The sequence below is a fragment of the Nonomuraea coxensis DSM 45129 genome (assembly GCF_019397265.1).
Taxonomy (GTDB): domain Bacteria; phylum Actinomycetota; class Actinomycetes; order Streptosporangiales; family Streptosporangiaceae; genus Nonomuraea; species Nonomuraea coxensis.
In genome coordinates, this window is record NZ_CP068985.1 from 4,857,229 (window position 1) to 4,875,434 (window position 18,206).

An 18,206-nucleotide genomic window follows, 5' to 3' on the forward strand; every position below is an offset into this window, starting at 1 on the left:
AAGATCGCGAGGCCATGGGAGGGCTTCCTTCTCTTTCTTTCGAAAAGATCATCCAGCCTTCCCGCTCTCCTCGCCTCAGCTTCCTAGCGCGCCGCGTCCAGGACCGGTTTCACGTCGACGATCGGCGTGCCGTCCACGGCCTCCAGCCCGGCCACCCGGACGCGCAGCCCGTCGGCCGCGAGCACCCGCACCCGGTGCAGCCCGACAGGGTTGGGCCGGTCGGCGGAGCGGGTGCTGAAGACCCCCGTCAGCGGGTTGCGCGGGTCGTCGCGCGGATGCACAGCCGTCACGGTCCGGTCGGCGAGGTGCAGCCACGTCAGGACGAACACCTCGTCACCGGCCGCCAGATCGGCGATCCCCTCCGCCATCGCGGGCTCGAACACCAGCCAGGCGTCCGGAGCGCCCTCCACGCCCTGCTTCGGGGCGCTCGCCCGGTCCTCCAGCGGCGACTCGACCGCTCCGATCGGCCTGATCTCGTACGTCATGATCCCTCCTTATCGCAGAGCACGCCCGGTGCGCCAGAGCCAAGATTATTCCTTGACACGAATATTCTCTGTGGTGAATGATTCTCGGCATGGACGCGATCCTCACCGCACTCGCCGACCCGGCCCGCTGGCGCCTCGTGGGCCTGCTGGCCGAACGGCCCCGGCCCGTCGGAGTCCTCGCCCAGCTCGCCGGGGCCCGCCAGCCCCAGACGACCAAGCACCTGCAAAGCCTTGAACGCGCCGGCCTCGTCACCTCCCAGCGCTCCGGCCAGCGCCGCGTCTACGCGCTGCGCCCCGGGCCGCTACGGGAGCTGGCGGACGCCCTCACCCGGCTGGCCGACACCGCGGACCAGGCCGGCGGCTCCCACGAGACCTACGACCGCTACGGGCTCAACGTCCACGCCGAACGGCTCGCCGCCCAGGCGCCGGGCTGGGCCGACGGCCGCTCGTTCACCTTCCACCGGTCCCTGGCCGGGCGGCCGGAGGAGGTCTGGCGGCACCTGACCGAGGCCGACCTGCTCGCCCGCTGGTGGACGCCGGAGGACCTGCGCGTCTCCGAGCTCGTCTTCGAGGCCCGGCCGGGCGGCCGGATCGTCCACGAGTACCGCGACGCCGAGGACGCCGACGGCTCCGACCTGGTCGTCGGGCGGGCGCGCGGAGTGGTCGACGACGTACGGCCGCACGAGCGCCTGGCCTACCGGCTCTCCCCCGAGCTCCCCGACGGCACCCGCGCCTTCACCGCCCACCTCGACCTCGGCCTCCGGCCCACCGGCACCGGCACGGACCTCGACGTCCACTTCCGGATCACCGACAGCGCCGTCGAGTCCGCGGACTTCGTGGCGGGCATCGAGATCGGCTACGGCCAGAGCCTCGACAAGCTCGCCGCGACCCTCGCCACCCCCCGCACCACCGCCGACAACCCCAGGAGCACGACATGACCGAAACGACCGACCCGACCGACCTGACCGGCCGCAAGGTGACCGCGAACCTGAGCCTCACCCTCGACGGGCGCTACCACGGCCCCGGCGGGCCAGGCGACTTCGCCGCCTTCGCCCCCTACGTGACCAGCGAGGTCGCGCGCGACCACATGAACCGCATCTGGGAGAACGCGACGACGGCACTGCTCGGCCGGGTCAACGCCGAGGGGTTCATGGGCTACTGGTCCTCGGTCGCCGAGGACGACGACGCCGAACCGCGTGATCGCGGATACGCTACCTGGCTGGTCGGCACGGAGAAGGTGGTCCTGTCGACCACCCTGACCGAGGCGCCGTGGGAGCGCACCCGCGTGGTCAACGCCCCCGCGGCCGACGTCGTCACCGAACTGAAGGCCGCCGGCGCGGGCGACATCCTCGTCAACAGCAGCGCCAGCGTCATCAAGCCGCTCCTGGCGGCCGACCTGCTCGACCGGCTCTACCTCATGATCTTCCCGGAGATCGCCGGAGGCGGGCAGCGGCTGTTCGACGACGGCCTGCCGGCCTCCACGTGGAGACTCACCCACCAGGAGTGCGGAGAACTCGGCGAGATCGCCCTGGTCTACGACCGCGTCCGCTAGAAGGGCCGCCGGGCCGACTTGTGATCATCTGCCGCCGTTCGCGACATCTTCGCATGATTACTGTCAGTAGTGGGAATGGCGCTATCCGTATCAATAAGGGGCCACCTAGCCCCACTTATGCCTACTTTGCGGGAACTGGAGGCACTCACGATGCGGACCGGCGGCACCCTACTCCTCAGCGCCTGCACGGCGGTGCTGCTCCTGACCGCCGCGTGCGCCCCCGACGCCCCACCGCCCCAGCAGCAGCGGCGGGGCGTCCCCGCCCGGCTGCTGATCACGCCCGGCGACGGCACACGGAAGGTGGCCCCCGACACCGGCATCAACGTCAAGGTCACCGACGGCCAGGTCACCGGCGTCATCGTCACCGACCCCGGCGGCCGCCAGATCAGCGGCACCACCGGCACCGACGGGACCTGGCGGCCCCAGTGGCCGCTGAAGCCGTCCACGGCCTACACCGTGCGCGTGCAGGCCGTCGGCACCGACGGCAAGCAGGTCACCGAGCGGGCCACGTTCACCACCCTCAAACCGGCACGGGTGCTGGACGGCGGCATGTCACCGCTGGACGGGGAGCGCGTCGGCGTCGGAATGCCGATCCAGCTCCAGCTGTCGAGACCGGTCACCGGACGCGAGGAGCGCGCCGCGGTCGAGCGCGCCCTGACGGTGGAGATGTCCAAGCCCGTCGAGGGCTCCTGGAGCTGGGTGAGCGACCGCGAGGTGCAGTACCGGCCGCGCGCGTACTGGCCGTCCGGCGAGGAGGTCACGGTGGTCGCCCACCTGGCCGGGCTGCGCGTCGGACGCGGCGTGTGGGGCGCCAAGGACCGCCGCGTGACCTTCACCGTCGGCCCCCAGCACATCACCAGGATCCGCAACGGCGCCCACCGCGCCGTGGTCCGCAAGAACGGCAAGGTCGTCCGGACCATCCCCGTCAGCCTGGGCAAACCCGGCTACGAGAGCTGGTCCGGCACCATGATCGCCCAGGAGAAGGTGCCCGACATGATCATGGACTCCGCCACCATCGGCCAGCCGGGCCTGTACCGCTCACGCACCAGGTGGAACGTCCGCATGACCTACAGCGGCATGTTCTTCCACGCCGCCCCCTGGTCCGTCGGCGACCAGGGCCACCGCAACGTCAGCCACGGATGCGTCAACGCCAGCACCGGCCACGCCCGCTGGTTCTACAACTTCACCCAGCGCGGCGACATCATCAAGGTCGTCGGCACCTCGCACAAGCTCCAGTTCGGCAACGGGCCCAACCCGTGGGCCAAGTCATGGGCGGAATGGCAGGCGGGCAGCGCCCTCCACACGCCGGGCGACCAGGACAGGCCGAGCGACGCCTGACCGCCCGCCCACCGGGACCCGTCCGCGCACTGACCGGTCCCGGTGCCCGGCCCCCTCGACCCCCCGCACGCCCCCGGCAGAGTGCCCCAAGTGCCCTCACTTTCTCTTTTACGAAGTGCGCACCCCTTGGTCATCATTTGGCCTAGTCTTTGTGATCCTATGGATCACAACCACCACACCAAGCTCAAAACTGCCGCTCTGGCACTCGCGGTCGCCGCGACCTCCCAGGTGTTCACCTTCCCCGGCGTCGCGAACGCATCGGCCAGCTCCCGAACCACCTCGGTGACGCAGGCCCAGCAGACCGCCACCACGAACACCACCGCCCTGAACAAGGGACTCGCCACCAACAACCGGATCTACCGGACCGGCCGCCTGGCCCAGGTCAACTGCAACCCCGGCTCCCTCCCGACCGGCAGCACCAGCGCCTACCGGCGCTTCCTGACCCGCGTCACCGACTGCCTCAACAGGGCATGGGCCACCCAGTTCCGCAAGGCCGGCATGCCCTTCTCCAAGCCACGCCTGCGCATCATCACCCGCAAGGTCGGCAACGCCTGCGGCGGCTGGGCCACCGGCGCCGCCGGCTTCTACTGCTCCGGCGACCGCACCATGTACATGCTCATCACCAAGCGGGAACTACGCCAGCCGTTCCCCCTCGGAATCGCCCGCCTCATGGCCCACGAGTACGGCCACCACGTCCAGAACATCTCCAAGATCTGGAACTACTACGCCGCGGCCAACGCCAGAGCCGGCAAGGCCCAACGCCTCCAGCTCTCCCGCAACTCCGAACTCCAGGCCGAGTGCTTCTCCGCCGTCTTCATGTCCACCCAGCGCGGCGGATCCCTCTTCACCGAACAGGAGTGGGACGGCACCGTGGAATGGTTCCGCCAGAACGGCGCCAAGGCCTGGCCGCAGAACGACCACGGCCGCGGACCCACCCAGGCCGCCTGGATGACCCGCGGCTACAACAGCGGCTCACCCGGCGCCTGCAACACCTGGGCAGCCTCCCCCCGCACCACCACCTGACCCGACCCACCCCCACCGCGCCCGGCCGACCCTCCACCGGCCGGGCGCACCCGTTTCACCAAACGTCAAACATTCCTCAACCCCGGCGCCCTACAGTCCTCACATGGTCAACATCGGCTTACCCGAGATCATCCTCACCCTCCTCATCCCCGCCGTCCTGCTGTGGGTCATCATCTACACCGCCGTACGCACCGCCATCCGCCACAGCGACAACTCACGCACTCGCTGAACCAAAGGGCCGCGCCCCGCGTACCTGGCCACATGCCCCCGCTGCAACGCCTCCGCACCATCACGGCCACCTGCCTGATCCTCATCGGCCTCACCCTGGCCGCCACCACCTTCCTCACCCCCGACCCGGCCCTCACCGAAACCGCCCACCCCACACGCCACCACCAGCACCCCTCCGGCGACGAACCCCTCCCCCAGGCCGACACCGCACAACTCCTGCGAGCCGTCGCCTGCACAGACCCGAAAACCCAGGTCGACGCCACCGAACTCCGCCAGATCACCTGCCACACCCCCACCGGCCGCTACACCATCCTCACCTTCGCCACCCAGGACGGCACCCGCGCCTGGCTCGACGAAGCCCAGCCCTACGGCGGGACCTACCTCACCGGCGACCGATGGACCATCGTCGCCGACCCCCACCTCCTGACCACCCTCCACACCCGGCTCGGCGGCCACCTCGAAGGACACCCCTGACAACCGGCAGAATGCCCCCGTCGCTCTCCAACCGCGCACCCATCAGTGATTCACTGAAAGCGGCCCCGACGCCCGGAGACCCGACATGGACGTGTTCGAACCCGCCAAGCTCGGCCCCCTCACCCTGCGCAACCGCATCATCAAGGCCGCCACCTTCGAAGGCATGACCAGAAACGCCCTCGTCAGCGACGACCTCATCGCCTTCCACCGCGCCCACGCCGCCGGCGGCGCCGCCATGACCACCGTCGCCTACTGCGCCGTCGCCCCCGAAGGCCGCACCGAACGCCGCCAGATCTGGATGCGCCCCGACGCCCTGCCCGGCCTGCGCCGCCTCACCGACGCCGTACACGCCGAAGGCGCCGCCGCCTCCGCCCAGATCGGCCACGCCGGCCCCGTCGCCAACAGCAAGTCCAACCGCCTGCCCGCCCTCGCCCCCTCAGCCGCGTTCAACCCCCAGGCCCTCGCCATGACCCGGCGCGCCACCACCGCCGACATCCAACGCATCACCGCCGCCCACGCCACCGCCGCCCGCCTCGCCGCCGAAGCCGGCTTCGACGCCGTCGAGATCCACCTCGGCCACAACTACTTCGCCAGCGCCTTCCTCTCCCCACGCCTCAACAAACGCGACGACGAATACGGCGGCCCCCTCCCCAACCGCGCCAAAGTCGCCCTCGCCGCCGCCCGCGCCGTCCGCGACGCCGTCGGCGACCGCATCGCCATCCTCGCCAAACTCAACATGGACGACGGCGTACGCGGCGGCCTCACCATCGAGGAAAGCCTCCAGGTCGCCCAATGGCTCGAACACGACGGCAGCCTCGACGCCCTCGAACTCACCGCCGGCAGTTCCCTGCTCAACCCCATGTACCTCTTCCGCGGCGACGCCCCCATCCACGAATTCGCCGCCAACTTCAAACAACCCGCCCGCCTCGGCATCAAACTCGCCGGCGAACGCTTCATCCGCGCCTACCCCTACCAGGAGGCGTACCTGCTCGACTCCGCCCGCCGCTTCCGCGCCACCCTCAAGACACCCCTGATCCTGCTCGGCGGCATCAGCCAGCGCGCCACCATGGACCTCGCCATGGACGAGGGCTTCGCCTTCGTCGCCATGGCCCGCGCCCTCCTGCGCGAACCCGACCTCGTCAACCGCCTCAGGACCGACCCGGCCACCCGCTCCCTGTGCGTCCACTGCAACAAGTGCATGCCGACGATCTACACCGGCACCCGCTGCGTCCTCACCTGAGCCCGTCCAGCAGAACCGTCGTCAGCGCATCCTGACCCACCACTCACCACCCCAAACCCGCCAAAAACCCGACCAACGCCGCATTCACCTCCGCCGGCCGCTCCAACGGCGGCAAATGCCCCGTCCCCGCCAGATCAAGCCGCCGCGCACCCCTGATCCCCTCCACCAGCAACCCCGACACCTCCTGAATCCCCGGCACATCCGCCAACCCGTTCACCACCAGAGCAGGACAACCGACCTCACCCAGCCGGCCCTCCGCCGACAGATGCCGCTCAGACACCGGCGGACAACTCCACGACCGCTCGAACACCCCGCACATCATCGCCACCGCCAGCTCCCACACCTCCGGATCCAGGTCGTCCACCCCCCGATCCGGCCCCGCCACCTGCCACAACACATGCGCACGAGCGAACGCCCCGACATCCTCGGCAAGCACCCGCTCCGCCGTGCCGCTCCTGTAAAGAGCCAGCCGATCAGCGGGAACCGTACTGTGCACCCGCTCCCGCGCCTGCGCCAGCATGTCCTCCGGCCACACATGACCCGACAACCCCGAAGCGATCAACACCAGCCCCGCCACCCGGTCCGGCGCCACCAACGCCGCCTCCACCGCGTGGGAGCCGCCCATCGAACCGCCCACCAGCACCGCCCGCTCCACACCGAGCCCGTCCATCACCCGCAACAGGTCCCGGTGATGCACGACCTCACCCACCGGATCAGCCGACTCGCCGTACCCCCGCCAGTCATAACTGATCACCCGATGACGAGCGGACAACACCTCACGCTGACGCCTCCACATGCGCCGGTCGGCGATGCCCGCGTGGACCAGCACCACCGCGGACCCCTCGCCGATCTCCTCACACGCCAGACCGTCGATCATCACCATGGCCGACATCGTAGGAGCGGAACCCGGCCCGCTCAGCGGGGTTCGCGGCTGGCGTACGGGCGAAGCCCGTTCCGATGTTGATCTTGGGAGGGATGCGCGAACCCGGCGCCTTTACATTGTAGATTCATAACTGAGCTCATGGCCGGGCAGCGACGGCGCCGTCCAGCCGGCGAGCAGGCGCAGGGCCTGCTCGGTCGCGGAGCCCGACTCCACGTTGTAGACGCACAACGTCTGGTCCGGATCCCCCGGCGGCTGCAGCGACTCGCGGCTACGGTCCATGCCTCCCATTGTGGCCGGACCGGACGCCGCGGCTCCCGTCGAAGGTGGCCCTGCCAGTACCTGCCTCCAGGGAACCTGCCTGGTCAGGGCAGCTCCGGGCCCCTCCGCAGGGGGTCGCCGGCTGGTGTGCTGAAGAGGCGGAACCCCGCACAGGACACCGAAAGGGCTCACCTCTCATGACCATCCACACCTTCGCCCGTCCCCTCGCCGGCCGCGTCGCGGTCGTCACCGGCGCCTCCAGCGGCATCGGCGAGGCCACCGCCGAGCACCTGGCCGAGCTGGGCGCGCACGTCGTCGTCCTGGCCCGGCGCGCCGAGCGCCTCGACGCCCTGGCCGACCGCGTCACGCGGGCCGGCGGGCAGGCTCTGGCCCTCGCCGCCGACGTGACCGACGAGGCGTCGGTGCGCGCCGCCGCCGACCGCGTCGCGAACGAACTGGGCGGCGCCGACCTGCTGTTCAACAACGCCGGCGTCATGCTGCCCGCGCCCGTGGAGGAGCTGGCCACCGACCAGTGGCGGCACCAGATCGACCTCAACATCACGGGGCTGATGAACGTCATCGGGGCGTTCGTCCCCCAGCTGGTCAAGACGGCCGCCGAGCGCGGCGTGGCCGACCTGGTCAACACCTCGTCCATCGCGGCGCAGAACATCTTCCCGAACTTCGCCGTCTACGCCGCGACCAAGGCGTACGTCACCCACCTGTCCCGGCACCTGCGGACCGAGCTGGGGGCGAAGAACGTCCGGGTGTCGGCGATCGAGCCCGGCATCGTCGCGACCGAGCTGCAGGACCACGTCACCGACGAAGGGGCGCGGGCCTGGCTGGAGGGGGCCAGGCAGGCGATGGAGTGGCTGGCGCCGCAGGACGTCGCCCGCACGATCGGCTTCCTCGCGAGCCTGCCGCCCCGGGCGAACCTGCAGCAGGTCACCCTCATGCCGACCGGCCAGGCGAGCTGACGCCGGCTCCCAGGAGGGAGGGGCCGGCCGGTGTGGACCAGGGAAGAAGACCGGCCGGCCCCCTTGTGGGTGGGCGTTGACGTCTCTCACTCTCGCTCGTCACGCAGAGTGACGTCAAGGCAGGGTTCTGTCACCTCCGCCGTCACATAGCGTCACCGGACGCGGGCCAGGAACACGTACTCGCGGCCCGGCCGGTCCGGGGCGTCGCGGACCTCGTCCAGGGCGTATCCGTGCGCGTCGAGGTCCCGCTCGACCTCCTCCCGCTCGCGGAAGCGCAGCGTCAACTGTGATGTCAGCACCGCACCGTCGGCCGCGAACACCCACGTCCCGCGGGAGGTGACCAGCGGGCCGCTGACGTCGAGCAGGTCGAACCACTGCTCGATCCGGCCCACGCCCTCGACGTCGGCCACCCGGTACGAGTCCGCGCGGTTCCACGCCAGCCACGCCCGGCGGGCCGGCACCCGCGTCTCGAACACCAGGCGCCCGCCCGGCCGCAGCGCCCGGCGCACCTCGTCCAGGGTGGCCGACCAGTCGTCCGGCTCGGCGATCGCCTGGGCGACGTTCGCGGTCATCGTGGCCAGGTCCACGGCCATCGGCGGCAGCGCGCGGGCGTCGCCGTGGATCCAGCGCACCCGCTCGGCGCCCGGCTTGGCGCGGGCGACGGCCAGCGACGCCTCCGCGGGGTCGACGCCGGTCACCTCCAGGCCGCGCGCGGCCAGCATCAGCGCGAACGTCCCGGTGCCGCAGCCGACGTCCAGCACGCTGCGCGCGCCCAGCTCGGCCGCGATCGCCGCGTAGACGAGGAGGTCGGAGCGGTCGGGGTCGAGCGGGTCGTACACGGCGGCCAGCCGCGGGTCCTCGAACTCCTCTGCCATGACGCGACCCTAGACACCGCGCGGAACCGGCCGCCACCGGATAAACGTACGATCCACCTCCGGCGACGGGCCAGAATGGGGCGCATGACACGTGCGGTGTACGTCGCGGCGGGCGAGGCGGAGAGCAACAAGGGCACGGTCGCCCTCGGCATGGTGGAGCTGCTGTCCCGGCAGGTGGGCACGGTGGGCGTGTTCCGGCCCGTGGTGCGGGCCGGCCGCGAGGACAACCTCATCAACACCATCCGCAGCCGCTTCCAGCTCGGCCTCCCCTACGACGCCTGCGCCGGGGTCACCTACGACGAGGTGCACGCCGACGCCGACCGCGCCGCGGGCGACATCGTGGCCCGCTACCGGGAGCTGGCCGGGCGCTGCGCGGCCGTGGTCGTCGTCGGCACCGACTACACCGACGTGGGCGCGCCGACCGAGTTCGAGTTCAACGCCCGGCTCGCCGCCGACCTGGGCACGCCCGTGCTCAACGTGGTCAGCGCCCGGGGCCGCACCACCGACGAGGTGGCCGCCGCCGTGGAGCTGTCGTCGCGGCAGCTCGCCCACCACCACGCCCGCGAGCTCGCCGTCGTCGTCACCCGCGCGGAGGCGCCGGCCGGGCTGCCCGCCGCGCTGAAGCACCCGACACCCGTGTTCGTGCTGCCCGAGGCGGCGTCCCTGCGCGCCCCCACCGTCGCCGACCTGCTGCAGGCCTGCGACGGCGCGTTCTTCCTGGGCGAGCGCGAGGGGCTCGGCCGCGAGGCGAGCGGCCTGATGGTGGGCGCCATGTCGCTGCCCAACATCCTCGACCGCTACACCGAGGGCACCGCGCTCATCATCCCGTCCGACCGGGCCGCCGCGCTGCTGCCCGGCCTGATCGCCGCCCACACCGCGCCGGGCTTCCCCTCCCTGTCCGCGGTGATCATGACCGGCGGCACGGAGCTGCCCTCCCCGGTCGAGCGCCTGCTGCGCGGCATGGTCATCCCCCTGCCGGTGATCGCCACCGACCGCGACACCTTCGACACGGCGACCCGCCTGTCGGCCGTGCAGGGCCGCTTCACGCCCGCCGCCGAGGGGAAGATCGACACGGCGCTGCGGCTGTTCGCCGAGCACGTCGACGGCCAGGTGCTGCTGGACCGGCTGGCCATCGCCAGGACCGACGTCGTCACGCCGCTGATGTTCGAGTACGAGCTGCTGGACCGGGCACGGGCCCACCGCCGCCACATCGTGCTGCCCGAGGGCGACGAGCCGCGCATCCTGCGCGCCGCCGAGGTGCTGCTGCGCCGCGGCGTCGCCGAGCTGACCCTGCTCGGCGACCGCGAGCGCATCGCGGCGCAGGCGGCCCAGCTCGGCCTGGACCTCGACGGGGCCTCCGTGATCAGCCCGTTCGACCCCGAGCTGCGCGAGCGCTTCGCCCGCGAGTACGCCTCCCTCCGCGCCCACAAGGGCGTCACCGTCGAGCTGGCCCGCGACGCCGTCACCGACGTGTCCTACTTCGGCACGCTCATGGTGCACCTCGGCCTGGCCGACGGCATGGTGTCGGGGGCCGCGCACACCACCGCGCACACCATCAGGCCCGCGTTCGAGCTGCTGCGCCTCGGGCTGGTCTCCAGCGTGTTCTTCATGTGCCTGGCCGACCGGGTCCTGGTGTACGGCGACTGCGCCGTCAACCCCGACCCGGACGCCGCCCAGCTCGCCGACATCGCGATCGCCTCGGCCCGCACGGCCGCGCTGTTCGGCGTGGAGCCGCGGATCGCGATGTTGTCGTACTCGACGGGGGCCTCCGGCGCGGGCGCGGACGTCGACAAGGTGCGGGAGGCGACCGAGCTGGTGCGCCGGAGCCGCCCCGACCTGCCGGTGGAGGGCCCCATCCAGTACGACGCCGCCATCGACCCCGCCGTCGCCCACGCCAAGATGCCGGGCAGCGAGGTGGCCGGCCGCGCCACCGTCTTCGTGGTGCCCGACCTCAACACCGGCAACAACCTCTACAAGGCGGTGCAGCGCAGCGCCGGCGCCGTCGCGGTGGGGCCGGTGCTGCAGAACCTGCGCAAGCCGGTCAACGACCTGTCCAGGGGCGCGACGGTCGCCGACATCGTCACCACCGTCGCCATCACCGCCGCGCAGGTGCGCGACGACGTGCCCGCCGGGCCCGTCACGAGCTCCGAGGACGTGGCCCTCTCCCCCGCTCCCCGCCGGTGAGCGCGGAACCACGGCCGGCGGTGCGCGCCGCCACGGACGCGGACATGCCCGCCGTGCGGCGCATCGCCCGCCGGTTCGGGCTGCTGTCCGGCTGGCCGCAGGGTGCCGACTTCCTGGACGCCGAGCGCGCGTTCGGCACCCTCCTGATCGCCCAGGGCGACGGGGCCGCCGCCGGGTTCGGGGGGACGCTGCGGCGTGCGGACCTCACGCACCTCGGTGACCTGTTCGTGCTGCCCGAGCGGCAGTCCGGTGGCGTCGGGCGGAGCCTGCTGGCCGAGCTGCTGGCCGGCGACGGGCCGAAGGTCACCTTCGCCAGCCGGCGGGCGGCGTCACGCCGCGCGACTGCGCCGACGCGGTGCTCGGCGCCCTGGCCGCCACCGGCGCGGGGAGCGGGCGGATCGCCGTCCCCGGCCCGCACCCCCTCGTGCCCCTGCTGCTGGGTGCGGGCTGGCGCATCGCCGACCAGGACACGTTCATGGCCGACGAGACCGCGCTCACCCGTCTGCGCCCCGACCGGTACGTCCCCCACCCCGACCTAGGCTGACTCCTCCCGGGAGTTCCTGGCCGCCGGCCGGGGGAAGGCGTCGCGGTGCGGCCCGTGGTCGGGGTCGAACTCGTGCCGGATGCGCGCGCAGTCCTCCAGCAGCGCCCCCTGCAGCGTCCGCAGCCGGTCGTCGCGCGTCCGGCCGAACATCGACTGGGAGACGTGCTGCTGGCGCTCGCCGTCGCGCAGGGCCTCGCGCAGCTCCCGCATGGCCTCCTCGCGTCCGCGGCCGAGCTGCAGCCGCCCGAACGCGCCGAACAGCCGCGACAGCGCGTCCACCTCCTCCGACAGCGGGCGGGGAATCTCGGCCGCCTCCTGCGCCGGCAGCCCGCGCACCCCCGACACGAGGTCCGCCAGGCCCCTGGCGACGCCCCTCAACTGGTGGCAGGCGTGGTCCAGGCAGGTCGCGGCCTCGGCCACCTGACGCAGGCGGCGGTCGTAGCGGCGGCGGCGCAGCGACAGGCGTACCGACTCCTCCGCCTGGTCACTCGTCTCCTTGGTCTGCTCCAGGCGCCGCGACAGGTCCCTGGCCCGGCCCAGCCAGTCCTCGGCCATGTCCTTGTCCCATTCGGAGCGCAGGCCGCGGGAGATGTCGTGGGCCAGCTCCGACAGCTCGCCGGACAGGTCGCTCAGTTCACGCAACGCGGTGTCGACGAAGCGCGGCGGCAGGATCAGCAGGTTCGCGGCGATGCCGATGACCGCGCCCAGCAGCACGTCGCCCAGGCGGGCGAAGCCGTAGGTCTTGCCCAGCGCGAGCACCAGCAGCGCCGTGATCGGGATCTGCACGTTGCGTTCGGGCAGGTTGAGCAGGCGGGTCAGCACCAGGCCCGCCAGCACGAGCACGCCCAGGGTCAGGCCGTTGACGCCCATCAGCCAGATCAGCGTCATCGCCGCCGCCATGCCGACGAAGACCGCGCCGACCTGCTGAACGCCCCGGACCACGGTGTCGTACGCGGTGGCGGAGACCGTCAGCAGCACGCCGATGGGCACGAGCACCGCCAGGTCGACCTTCAGCACGTACGCGGCCAGCCACCAGCCGAACACGCACGCCACCGTCACCTTGATCGTCTGGATGAGGTCCTCGCGCTCCATCTGCAGCCAGCGTCCGAGGCCCTGCCGGTGGATGTTGGCGATCGCCGCCGCCCCGCTCCGCACGATGCGGCCGAGCGGGGAGCCTCCGCTGTCGCGCCCCCGTCCCGGTTCGGTCTCCATGTCTGTCACCTGCCCAGCAAGGACGCCTGATAGAGACGGGCTTGTCTGGGTAGCGGCATCGCGGAGTTCACCAGGACCACGGGAGTCGCGCATGAGGACGTTGGTCGGAGCCGAGCGGATGGCGGTCACCGAGGGCTGGGCGCCCGGGGACCGCCTTCACCTGTTCAACGTCGGGCCGCGCACCGCCGGCGTCGAACTCACCTTCTGCGCCGAGGGCCGGCCGCCGCTCGGCCCGTACCGGACGGTCGTGCCCGCCCAGCGCCACCGCGCGCTGTCGCTGGAGGAGCTGGCCGGTCCCGCCGTCCTGTCCCCCGCCATCGCCTACGCCGTCGTGATCGTCGCCGACGTGGACGTGCTCGTCGACCTGACCCGCGACACGCACGAGGCGAGCCGCCGTCCGGCCGCGTGAGGTCCGGGCCGGCGTTTGACGCAATCTTGCCGATCGCGCCGGGCGTTGCCCCGCGCTCCGGCCGGCGGCGAGCGGCTACTGTCCCTTGATCATGGGAAAGGGTAACCGCATCAGACGTCAGCGCAGGCGGCTCGACCAGCACGAGCAGGCGCGAACCTCGCCGAGGACGGGCGCGGAGGACGTGACGTCCTCCTCCTCCGAGTTCCTGACCCGCCTGGACGCGTACCTGTCGGAACAGCCGGGCGCGCACGACTGCGGTGAGGGCGGCACGCCGGCCGCGGCGGCGATGCCGGAGGTGCTCGCCGCGCTCGCCGACGGCCGGGAGCTGCGCACGCGCGACCTGGCGGCGGCGGTCCTCGCCGGGCGCGGCTGCACGTGCGCCGTCCGCCCGGAGTTCAGCCAGGCGCTGCTGGACCTGCTCAAGAGCGACGAGCGGGTCGAGGGCACGTTGCGGCGGCCGTCGTACTGGTGGCGGGCTGCGCGGGACGGAACCCTCCCCAGCTGATCACACGGGCCTCACGACCGGCCGGCGGGGGCGAGCGCGGCTGCGGACCATCCGAACAATCCCATCCCGGGCAAAGTCCCCGCAAAAAGCGGATGAGCAGAGAGTGGCGGAAGCGACGGCTGGCTATAACTGGGGCAGCCTGTGTCAGTGGCGACGAGAAACGACCCTCGCCCCTTATCGCTCTTTCGTCGCGAAGAGCAGGGCCAGGCGGCAGATTCTCCTTCCTTGAGGTGAAAGTGAAAAAGTCAGAAAAGTCAGTGTGGCCGATTTCCGGCCTTGTTCTCGCGGCCGCGGCGGCCCTGATCGCGGGTGTCGCACAACCGGCCGTCGCACAGGAGCCGGCACAGCCGAGGTCGGCGGAGCCGGCGCCGCAGGAGACCGTCACCCCGGGGACCACGCGCGTCAATCGGGTCCCGCTGGTCAATCTCTCCAGCGACAAATGGGGAATTATCGGCCGCAATACCTACGGCAGCCCGAACGCGGTTTTCCGCGACGGCCCTTGGGGGCGAACCTCCGCCACCTTCCCCGCCACCCAGTCACCGCCCTACGGTGACGGCAGCCTGGGCCTCATCGTCGACACCGGCGAGAAAATCGCCTTCGGCAACGAGACGAACTTCGCCGGGCAGCGGCTCTCCTCCATCGACATCCTTCGTTACTGGGTGTTCGCGGGCACCGACAACATCTCGTCGGTGGTCCTGCCGAACATCACCATCGAGGCCGACCCCAACGTCGGGACGTCGAACTACACGAGTCTGGTCTACCAGCCCGACCAGTCCACCAGCCCGTCGGCTCCGGCCACGCCGACGGCCAACGTGTGGCAGCGCTACGATGCCACCGCTGCCGGAAACCGGTGGTGGGCCACCGGGTCCACCGGCACCACGATCGGCTGCACCCAGGCCACTCCCTGCACGTTCCAGGAGCTGAAGGCCCGGATGCCCAATGCGGTGATCAGCTACAGCCTCGGCATCAGCAAGGGCCGGGACACCGCCTTCGTCGGTGCCGTCGACGGGCTTCAGGTCAACCGCGTGGTCTACGACTTCGAGTTCTCGGGCGTACGCACCAGAATCGCGCCGCGCTGAGCCGGAGAAACAGCCCTCCGCGGCCTTCTCCGGCCCCGGAGGGCGAAGCCGGCCACCGGCGTACGGGACGTCAGGCGGCGACCGTCTCGTCCTCCAGCGAGGTCGCGCCCTGCCGCCAGCGGCCCAGCACGTGCTCCGCCCACAGCCGCTCGACGGCCAGCGCGCACGCCGCGCCGTACAGGATGTCGCCGGTCAGCGACGGCTCCTGCGTGGCGAGGCCGGTGCACAGGTCGTGCGCGGCGATCTGCTCGTGCACGGCGTCGGCCTGGACGTGCTCGTCGTAGAAACGCGTCGCCTCGGCGTCCCCGCCGAGGCGACGCAGGGCCGTGGCGTAGCGGCGGTTGGGCAGCGACGAGGTCATCTCCAGCGCGGCGAGGTGCCCGGCCAGCGCGCCGCGCAACCGTCGGTGCAGCCCGAACAGCGACATGACGTTGGAGATCGCCAGCGTGATCCCCGGCACCCGCCCCAGGTAGGCGCCGTAGGAGGCGTCCAGGCCCAGGGCGGTCATGGTGGTGCTGAACAGCTCGGCGTGCATGCGCCCGGCGCTGCCGCCGCCGTACTCGTCGATCTGGACCTCGACCAGCGCGGCCTTGGGCCCGCCGTGCAGGCGCGGGATGCCCCAGGTGTGCGGGTCGGCCTCTTTCAGGTGGTAGATCGAGCGGTGGACGACGAACTCCCTGAACCGGTCGAGCCCGGCCTCGCGCTGCAGATACGCCGCCAGGCCCGGCCCCTGCTGCTCGTCGTGGGCGACCAGTTCCTTCAGCGCCCGGCGGACGTGCTGGGGCGGCGGCGGCGCGGGCCTCGGGACGGCGTCCGCGAGCGCGCCCTCCAGGCAGCGTTCGAGCTCGCGCCGGAACCCCAGGAGCGACGGCTGCCACTCCCAGCGGTCGTCCACGTCGTCGAAGCCGCGGTAGTGCAGCTCGTAGCAGGCGAACAGGGCGAGCTGCAGGTCGCCGTCCTCCAGGGCCGCGGCGCAGGGCCGCGGCGTCACCAGCGGCGGCTCCAGGTCGCCCGGCGGCCCGGCGAGGCGCTCGAAGAGCTCCCCGGTGACGGGGCCGCGGGCGGCGGGCAGGCGCATCAGGCTCCTCCCCCGCGACGGATGACAAGCTCGGACGACGTCGGCACCGCACCCCCTGGTGATCCCCATGAATCACGACTCCTGCTGCCCGGGGCCCTGAGGCCCAAACCGCGAGCCCCGACCGGCGCGGCGATCCCGGGCCAGGCGCTGCCGGCCCGGACGATGGGAGGGAAGATCGATCTCGCACGACGGACAGGCTCAACCCACGCCTTATCTCTCATATGGCCGTGTCGAGCGCCGCTTGGAAAAGGAGTGGCTGCCCAGCAGTCCTGATGCGATCATCAGTCGCGCGACTTGATCCACATGCGCGTCTCCGGAGGTCCACATGGACATCGCCTCGCTGCTGCCGATAACCACGCCCCGGCTGTCGCTGCGTCTGTTCACTCCCGGCGACGCCGACGACCTGTACGCCTACCAAAGCCTTCCGAGCGTGGCACGCTACCTGTACCGGCCGCCGCACACGCGCGAGCGCAGCGAGGAGGTTGCCGCAGAGCGTGCGGCGCAGACGGCCTGGCGCGCCGACGGGGACAAGTTCGCGCTTGCCGTCTGCCGGCCCGGTGAGCCCGGCCTCCTTGGCGAAGTGAGTCTCAAACTGGCCGATGCCCGCGCCGCCCAGGCCGAGATCGGCTGGACTCTCGACCCACGTCACCAGGGGCACGGCTACGCGACCGAGGCAGCCGCGGCGCTGGCCAGGCTCGCCTTCGACAAGCTGGGCGTGCACCGGCTCTACGCACGGCTGGATGTGGAGAACACCGGGTCCGTGCGGGTCTGCGAACGCCTCGGGATGCGCCGGGAGGCGCACCTGGTCGAGAACGACCTCGACGGGGATCGCTGGGGCAGCGAGTACATCTACGCGGCACTGTCCGCGGATCTCGGCGGTCGATCAGGCGATTGAGCCCGACGCCGCCTGCGGTTCGCGATCGGCGGGCTACCGCTGATCAGTGCACTCGGCCTCCAACCAGTCGCTGTCGCAGCTGGTGGAATCTCCGATCACCTGACATGTGGCCTGCCCCCGGCTGGGATTGCGATCAGGGAGTGGAAGCCGCTTCGCGTTCGGCGAGGTACTCGTCGAGGAGGGTGAACAGGGTGTCGATGACGAGTTCTTCCTGATCGGCGGAGAGCTCCCAGTGGTCCCAGGTGGCGAGAGCGATGTGGCGTACCTGTCCTGACCAGTGGTGACTGCAGGTCTCGCCGCGACGGGCGATGAGCCATTCCGTCCACCCCCGCAGGCCAGGGCCGCCGTGGCGCTTGGCGTGCTGGTCATAGCCTTCAAGGAATGCCTCCAGGCCTGCCAGTCGACCGCCGATGACGAACATCCCTAGGCGGCGTCTGATGGTGGCGAAGTACTCGCGCTCGCTCATCTGGGTGAGGGGCTTGGTCATGAACGATGTTCTCACCTGCCCAAGGCGCTCGGCAGGCGGATCGAGGAGCAGGTCACGCTGATGCGCCGGCTCTGGCCCATCTCGCCATCGGCACGATGCGGGCGGGCCGTGGCCGCCGCGCTCGGACCGGAACGCGGCTGAGAGCACACCGGCACGTTACCTTCGCCGCCCGTCATGAGGATTTCGTGACCGGGGAATTACGCAGGTCAGAGGGGTGTTGTACAGTTCCGTGGGCAGGCCCAGACCTCAGCCTTGGAGCGAGTGACCAGAGGGCCGCGCTCACCTGCGTCCGCATCGCGGGCGCCGCGTTCGATCCCACTCCCACCGCGGGCGTCCGATGCCCGTGGCCGCTGAATCCGCCACTGGCGGAACCGGGGACCCGTTCTCCACCGGGGTGAATCGGCACGTCCGCGTGCCGTAGGGCAGCTTCCGCACGCCCGAACCCGTCAGCTAACCCGGTAAGCGGCATGGAAGCGCAAAGGA

21 protein-coding genes and 1 riboswitch are annotated in these 18,206 nt (G+C 71.5%); of the genes, 14 read left to right on the plus strand and 7 right to left on the minus strand.

Annotation, left to right across the window (positions count from 1 at the left end):
* Positions 1-83 precede the first annotated feature (83 nt).
* Positions 84-485 carry a tRNA (N6-threonylcarbamoyladenosine(37)-N6)-methyltransferase TrmO gene (gene tsaA, locus Nocox_RS22830; RefSeq protein ID WP_020540488.1) on the minus strand — a complete coding sequence of 134 codons (402 nt, stop codon included), beginning with the start codon at positions 483-485 and terminating at the stop codon, positions 84-86.
* 89 nt (positions 486-574) lie between these two features.
* Between tsaA and Nocox_RS22835 the strand changes: the two genes are divergently transcribed.
* The 7 genes from Nocox_RS22835 (at position 575) to Nocox_RS22860 (ending at position 6,340) form a co-directional block, all read left to right on the plus strand.
* On the plus strand, positions 575-1,423 hold the full coding sequence (locus tag Nocox_RS22835) for a metalloregulator ArsR/SmtB family transcription factor (protein ID WP_020540487.1): 849 nt from the start codon (positions 575-577) through the stop codon (positions 1,421-1,423).
* On the plus strand, positions 1,420-2,037 hold the full coding sequence (locus tag Nocox_RS22840; protein WP_020540486.1) for a dihydrofolate reductase family protein: 618 nt from the start codon (positions 1,420-1,422) through the stop codon (positions 2,035-2,037). Before Nocox_RS22835 ends, Nocox_RS22840 begins: the two co-directional genes overlap by 4 nt.
* A 150-nt stretch (positions 2,038-2,187) precedes the next feature.
* Positions 2,188-3,375: a L,D-transpeptidase gene (locus Nocox_RS22845; protein ID WP_020540485.1), complete on the plus strand. Its 1,188-nt coding sequence runs from the start codon at positions 2,188-2,190 to the stop codon at positions 3,373-3,375.
* 159 nt (positions 3,376-3,534) lie between these two features.
* Positions 3,535-4,398 (plus strand): neutral zinc metallopeptidase, encoded by an 864-nt coding sequence (locus tag Nocox_RS22850; protein ID WP_020540484.1) that lies wholly within the window; start codon positions 3,535-3,537, stop codon positions 4,396-4,398.
* Between the two features lie 103 nt (positions 4,399-4,501).
* Entirely contained in the window at positions 4,502-4,627 is a 126-nt protein-coding gene (locus Nocox_RS43735) for a hypothetical protein (protein ID WP_020540483.1), read from the plus strand.
* A 32-nt stretch (positions 4,628-4,659) separates the two neighbouring features.
* Positions 4,660-5,100, plus strand: coding sequence for a hypothetical protein (locus Nocox_RS22855; RefSeq protein ID WP_020540482.1), 441 nt, complete (start codon positions 4,660-4,662; stop codon positions 5,098-5,100).
* An 85-nt stretch (positions 5,101-5,185) separates the two neighbouring features.
* Positions 5,186-6,340, plus strand: coding sequence for an NADH:flavin oxidoreductase (locus Nocox_RS22860; RefSeq protein ID WP_020540481.1), 1,155 nt, complete (start codon positions 5,186-5,188; stop codon positions 6,338-6,340).
* Between the two features lie 43 nt (positions 6,341-6,383).
* On the opposite strand, the gene Nocox_RS22865 is transcribed toward Nocox_RS22860, so the two are convergent.
* Positions 6,384-7,223, minus strand: coding sequence for an alpha/beta fold hydrolase (locus Nocox_RS22865; RefSeq protein WP_211212487.1), 840 nt, complete (start codon positions 7,221-7,223; stop codon positions 6,384-6,386).
* A 111-nt stretch (positions 7,224-7,334) separates the two neighbouring features.
* Positions 7,335-7,502 carry a hypothetical protein gene (locus Nocox_RS22870; protein ID WP_020540479.1) on the minus strand — a complete coding sequence of 56 codons (168 nt, stop codon included), beginning with the start codon at positions 7,500-7,502 and terminating at the stop codon, positions 7,335-7,337.
* Between the two features lie 176 nt (positions 7,503-7,678).
* On the opposite strand from Nocox_RS22870, the gene Nocox_RS22875 reads away from it, so the two are divergent.
* Positions 7,679-8,455: an SDR family oxidoreductase gene (locus Nocox_RS22875; RefSeq protein ID WP_020540478.1), complete on the plus strand. Its 777-nt coding sequence runs from the start codon at positions 7,679-7,681 to the stop codon at positions 8,453-8,455.
* 152 nt (positions 8,456-8,607) lie between these two features.
* On the opposite strand, the gene Nocox_RS22880 is transcribed toward Nocox_RS22875, so the two are convergent.
* Positions 8,608-9,330 (minus strand): class I SAM-dependent methyltransferase, encoded by a 723-nt coding sequence (locus tag Nocox_RS22880; RefSeq protein ID WP_020540477.1) that lies wholly within the window; start codon positions 9,328-9,330, stop codon positions 8,608-8,610.
* An 84-nt stretch (positions 9,331-9,414) separates the two neighbouring features.
* Here Nocox_RS22880 and pta point away from each other — a divergent pair, with 84 nt between their 5' ends.
* Together pta and Nocox_RS22890 are read left to right on the plus strand one after the other, a co-directional pair.
* Positions 9,415-11,514, plus strand: a complete 2,100-nt coding sequence (gene pta, locus Nocox_RS22885; protein WP_033407866.1) for a phosphate acetyltransferase — start codon at positions 9,415-9,417, stop codon at positions 11,512-11,514.
* Positions 11,511-12,053 (plus strand): GNAT family N-acetyltransferase, encoded by a 543-nt coding sequence (locus tag Nocox_RS22890; RefSeq protein ID WP_026213783.1) that lies wholly within the window; start codon positions 11,511-11,513, stop codon positions 12,051-12,053. The genes pta and Nocox_RS22890 overlap by 4 nt, the downstream gene beginning before the upstream one ends.
* Here the strand turns inward: Nocox_RS22890 and Nocox_RS22895 are convergent.
* Entirely contained in the window at positions 12,050-13,270 is a 1,221-nt protein-coding gene (locus tag Nocox_RS22895; protein ID WP_020540474.1) for an FUSC family protein, read from the minus strand. The two genes, Nocox_RS22890 and Nocox_RS22895, sit on opposite strands and share 4 nt — an antisense overlap.
* A 91-nt stretch (positions 13,271-13,361) precedes the next feature.
* On the opposite strand from Nocox_RS22895, the gene Nocox_RS22900 reads away from it, so the two are divergent.
* The 3 genes from Nocox_RS22900 to Nocox_RS22910 all read left to right on the plus strand — a co-directional run bounded on the left by Nocox_RS22900 (position 13,362) and on the right by Nocox_RS22910 (position 15,263).
* Complete coding sequence (locus Nocox_RS22900) at positions 13,362-13,679, plus strand: sensory rhodopsin transducer (RefSeq protein ID WP_157382745.1); 318 nt, start codon at positions 13,362-13,364, stop codon at positions 13,677-13,679.
* 91 nt (positions 13,680-13,770) lie between these two features.
* Positions 13,771-14,184, plus strand: a complete 414-nt coding sequence (locus Nocox_RS22905) for a hypothetical protein (protein ID WP_157382744.1) — start codon at positions 13,771-13,773, stop codon at positions 14,182-14,184.
* Positions 14,185-14,414: 230 nt separating this feature from the next.
* Positions 14,415-15,263, plus strand: a complete 849-nt coding sequence (locus Nocox_RS22910; RefSeq protein WP_157382743.1) for a hypothetical protein — start codon at positions 14,415-14,417, stop codon at positions 15,261-15,263.
* A gap of 70 nt (positions 15,264-15,333) precedes the next feature.
* Here Nocox_RS22910 and Nocox_RS22915 read toward each other — a convergent pair whose 3' ends face one another.
* Positions 15,334-16,341, minus strand: a complete 1,008-nt coding sequence (locus tag Nocox_RS22915; RefSeq protein WP_020540470.1) for an iron-containing redox enzyme family protein — start codon at positions 16,339-16,341, stop codon at positions 15,334-15,336.
* 325 nt (positions 16,342-16,666) lie between these two features.
* Here Nocox_RS22915 and Nocox_RS22920 point away from each other — a divergent pair, with 325 nt between their 5' ends.
* Entirely contained in the window at positions 16,667-17,236 is a 570-nt protein-coding gene (locus Nocox_RS22920) for a GNAT family N-acetyltransferase (protein ID WP_020540469.1), read from the plus strand.
* A gap of 133 nt (positions 17,237-17,369) precedes the next feature.
* Here Nocox_RS22920 and Nocox_RS22925 read toward each other — a convergent pair whose 3' ends face one another.
* Entirely contained in the window at positions 17,370-17,723 is a 354-nt protein-coding gene (locus Nocox_RS22925) for a hypothetical protein (RefSeq protein WP_020540468.1), read from the minus strand.
* A 338-nt stretch (positions 17,724-18,061) separates the two neighbouring features.
* Positions 18,062-18,203: riboswitch (cyclic di-AMP (ydaO/yuaA leader) on the plus strand.
* Positions 18,204-18,206: the final 3 nt, after the last annotated feature.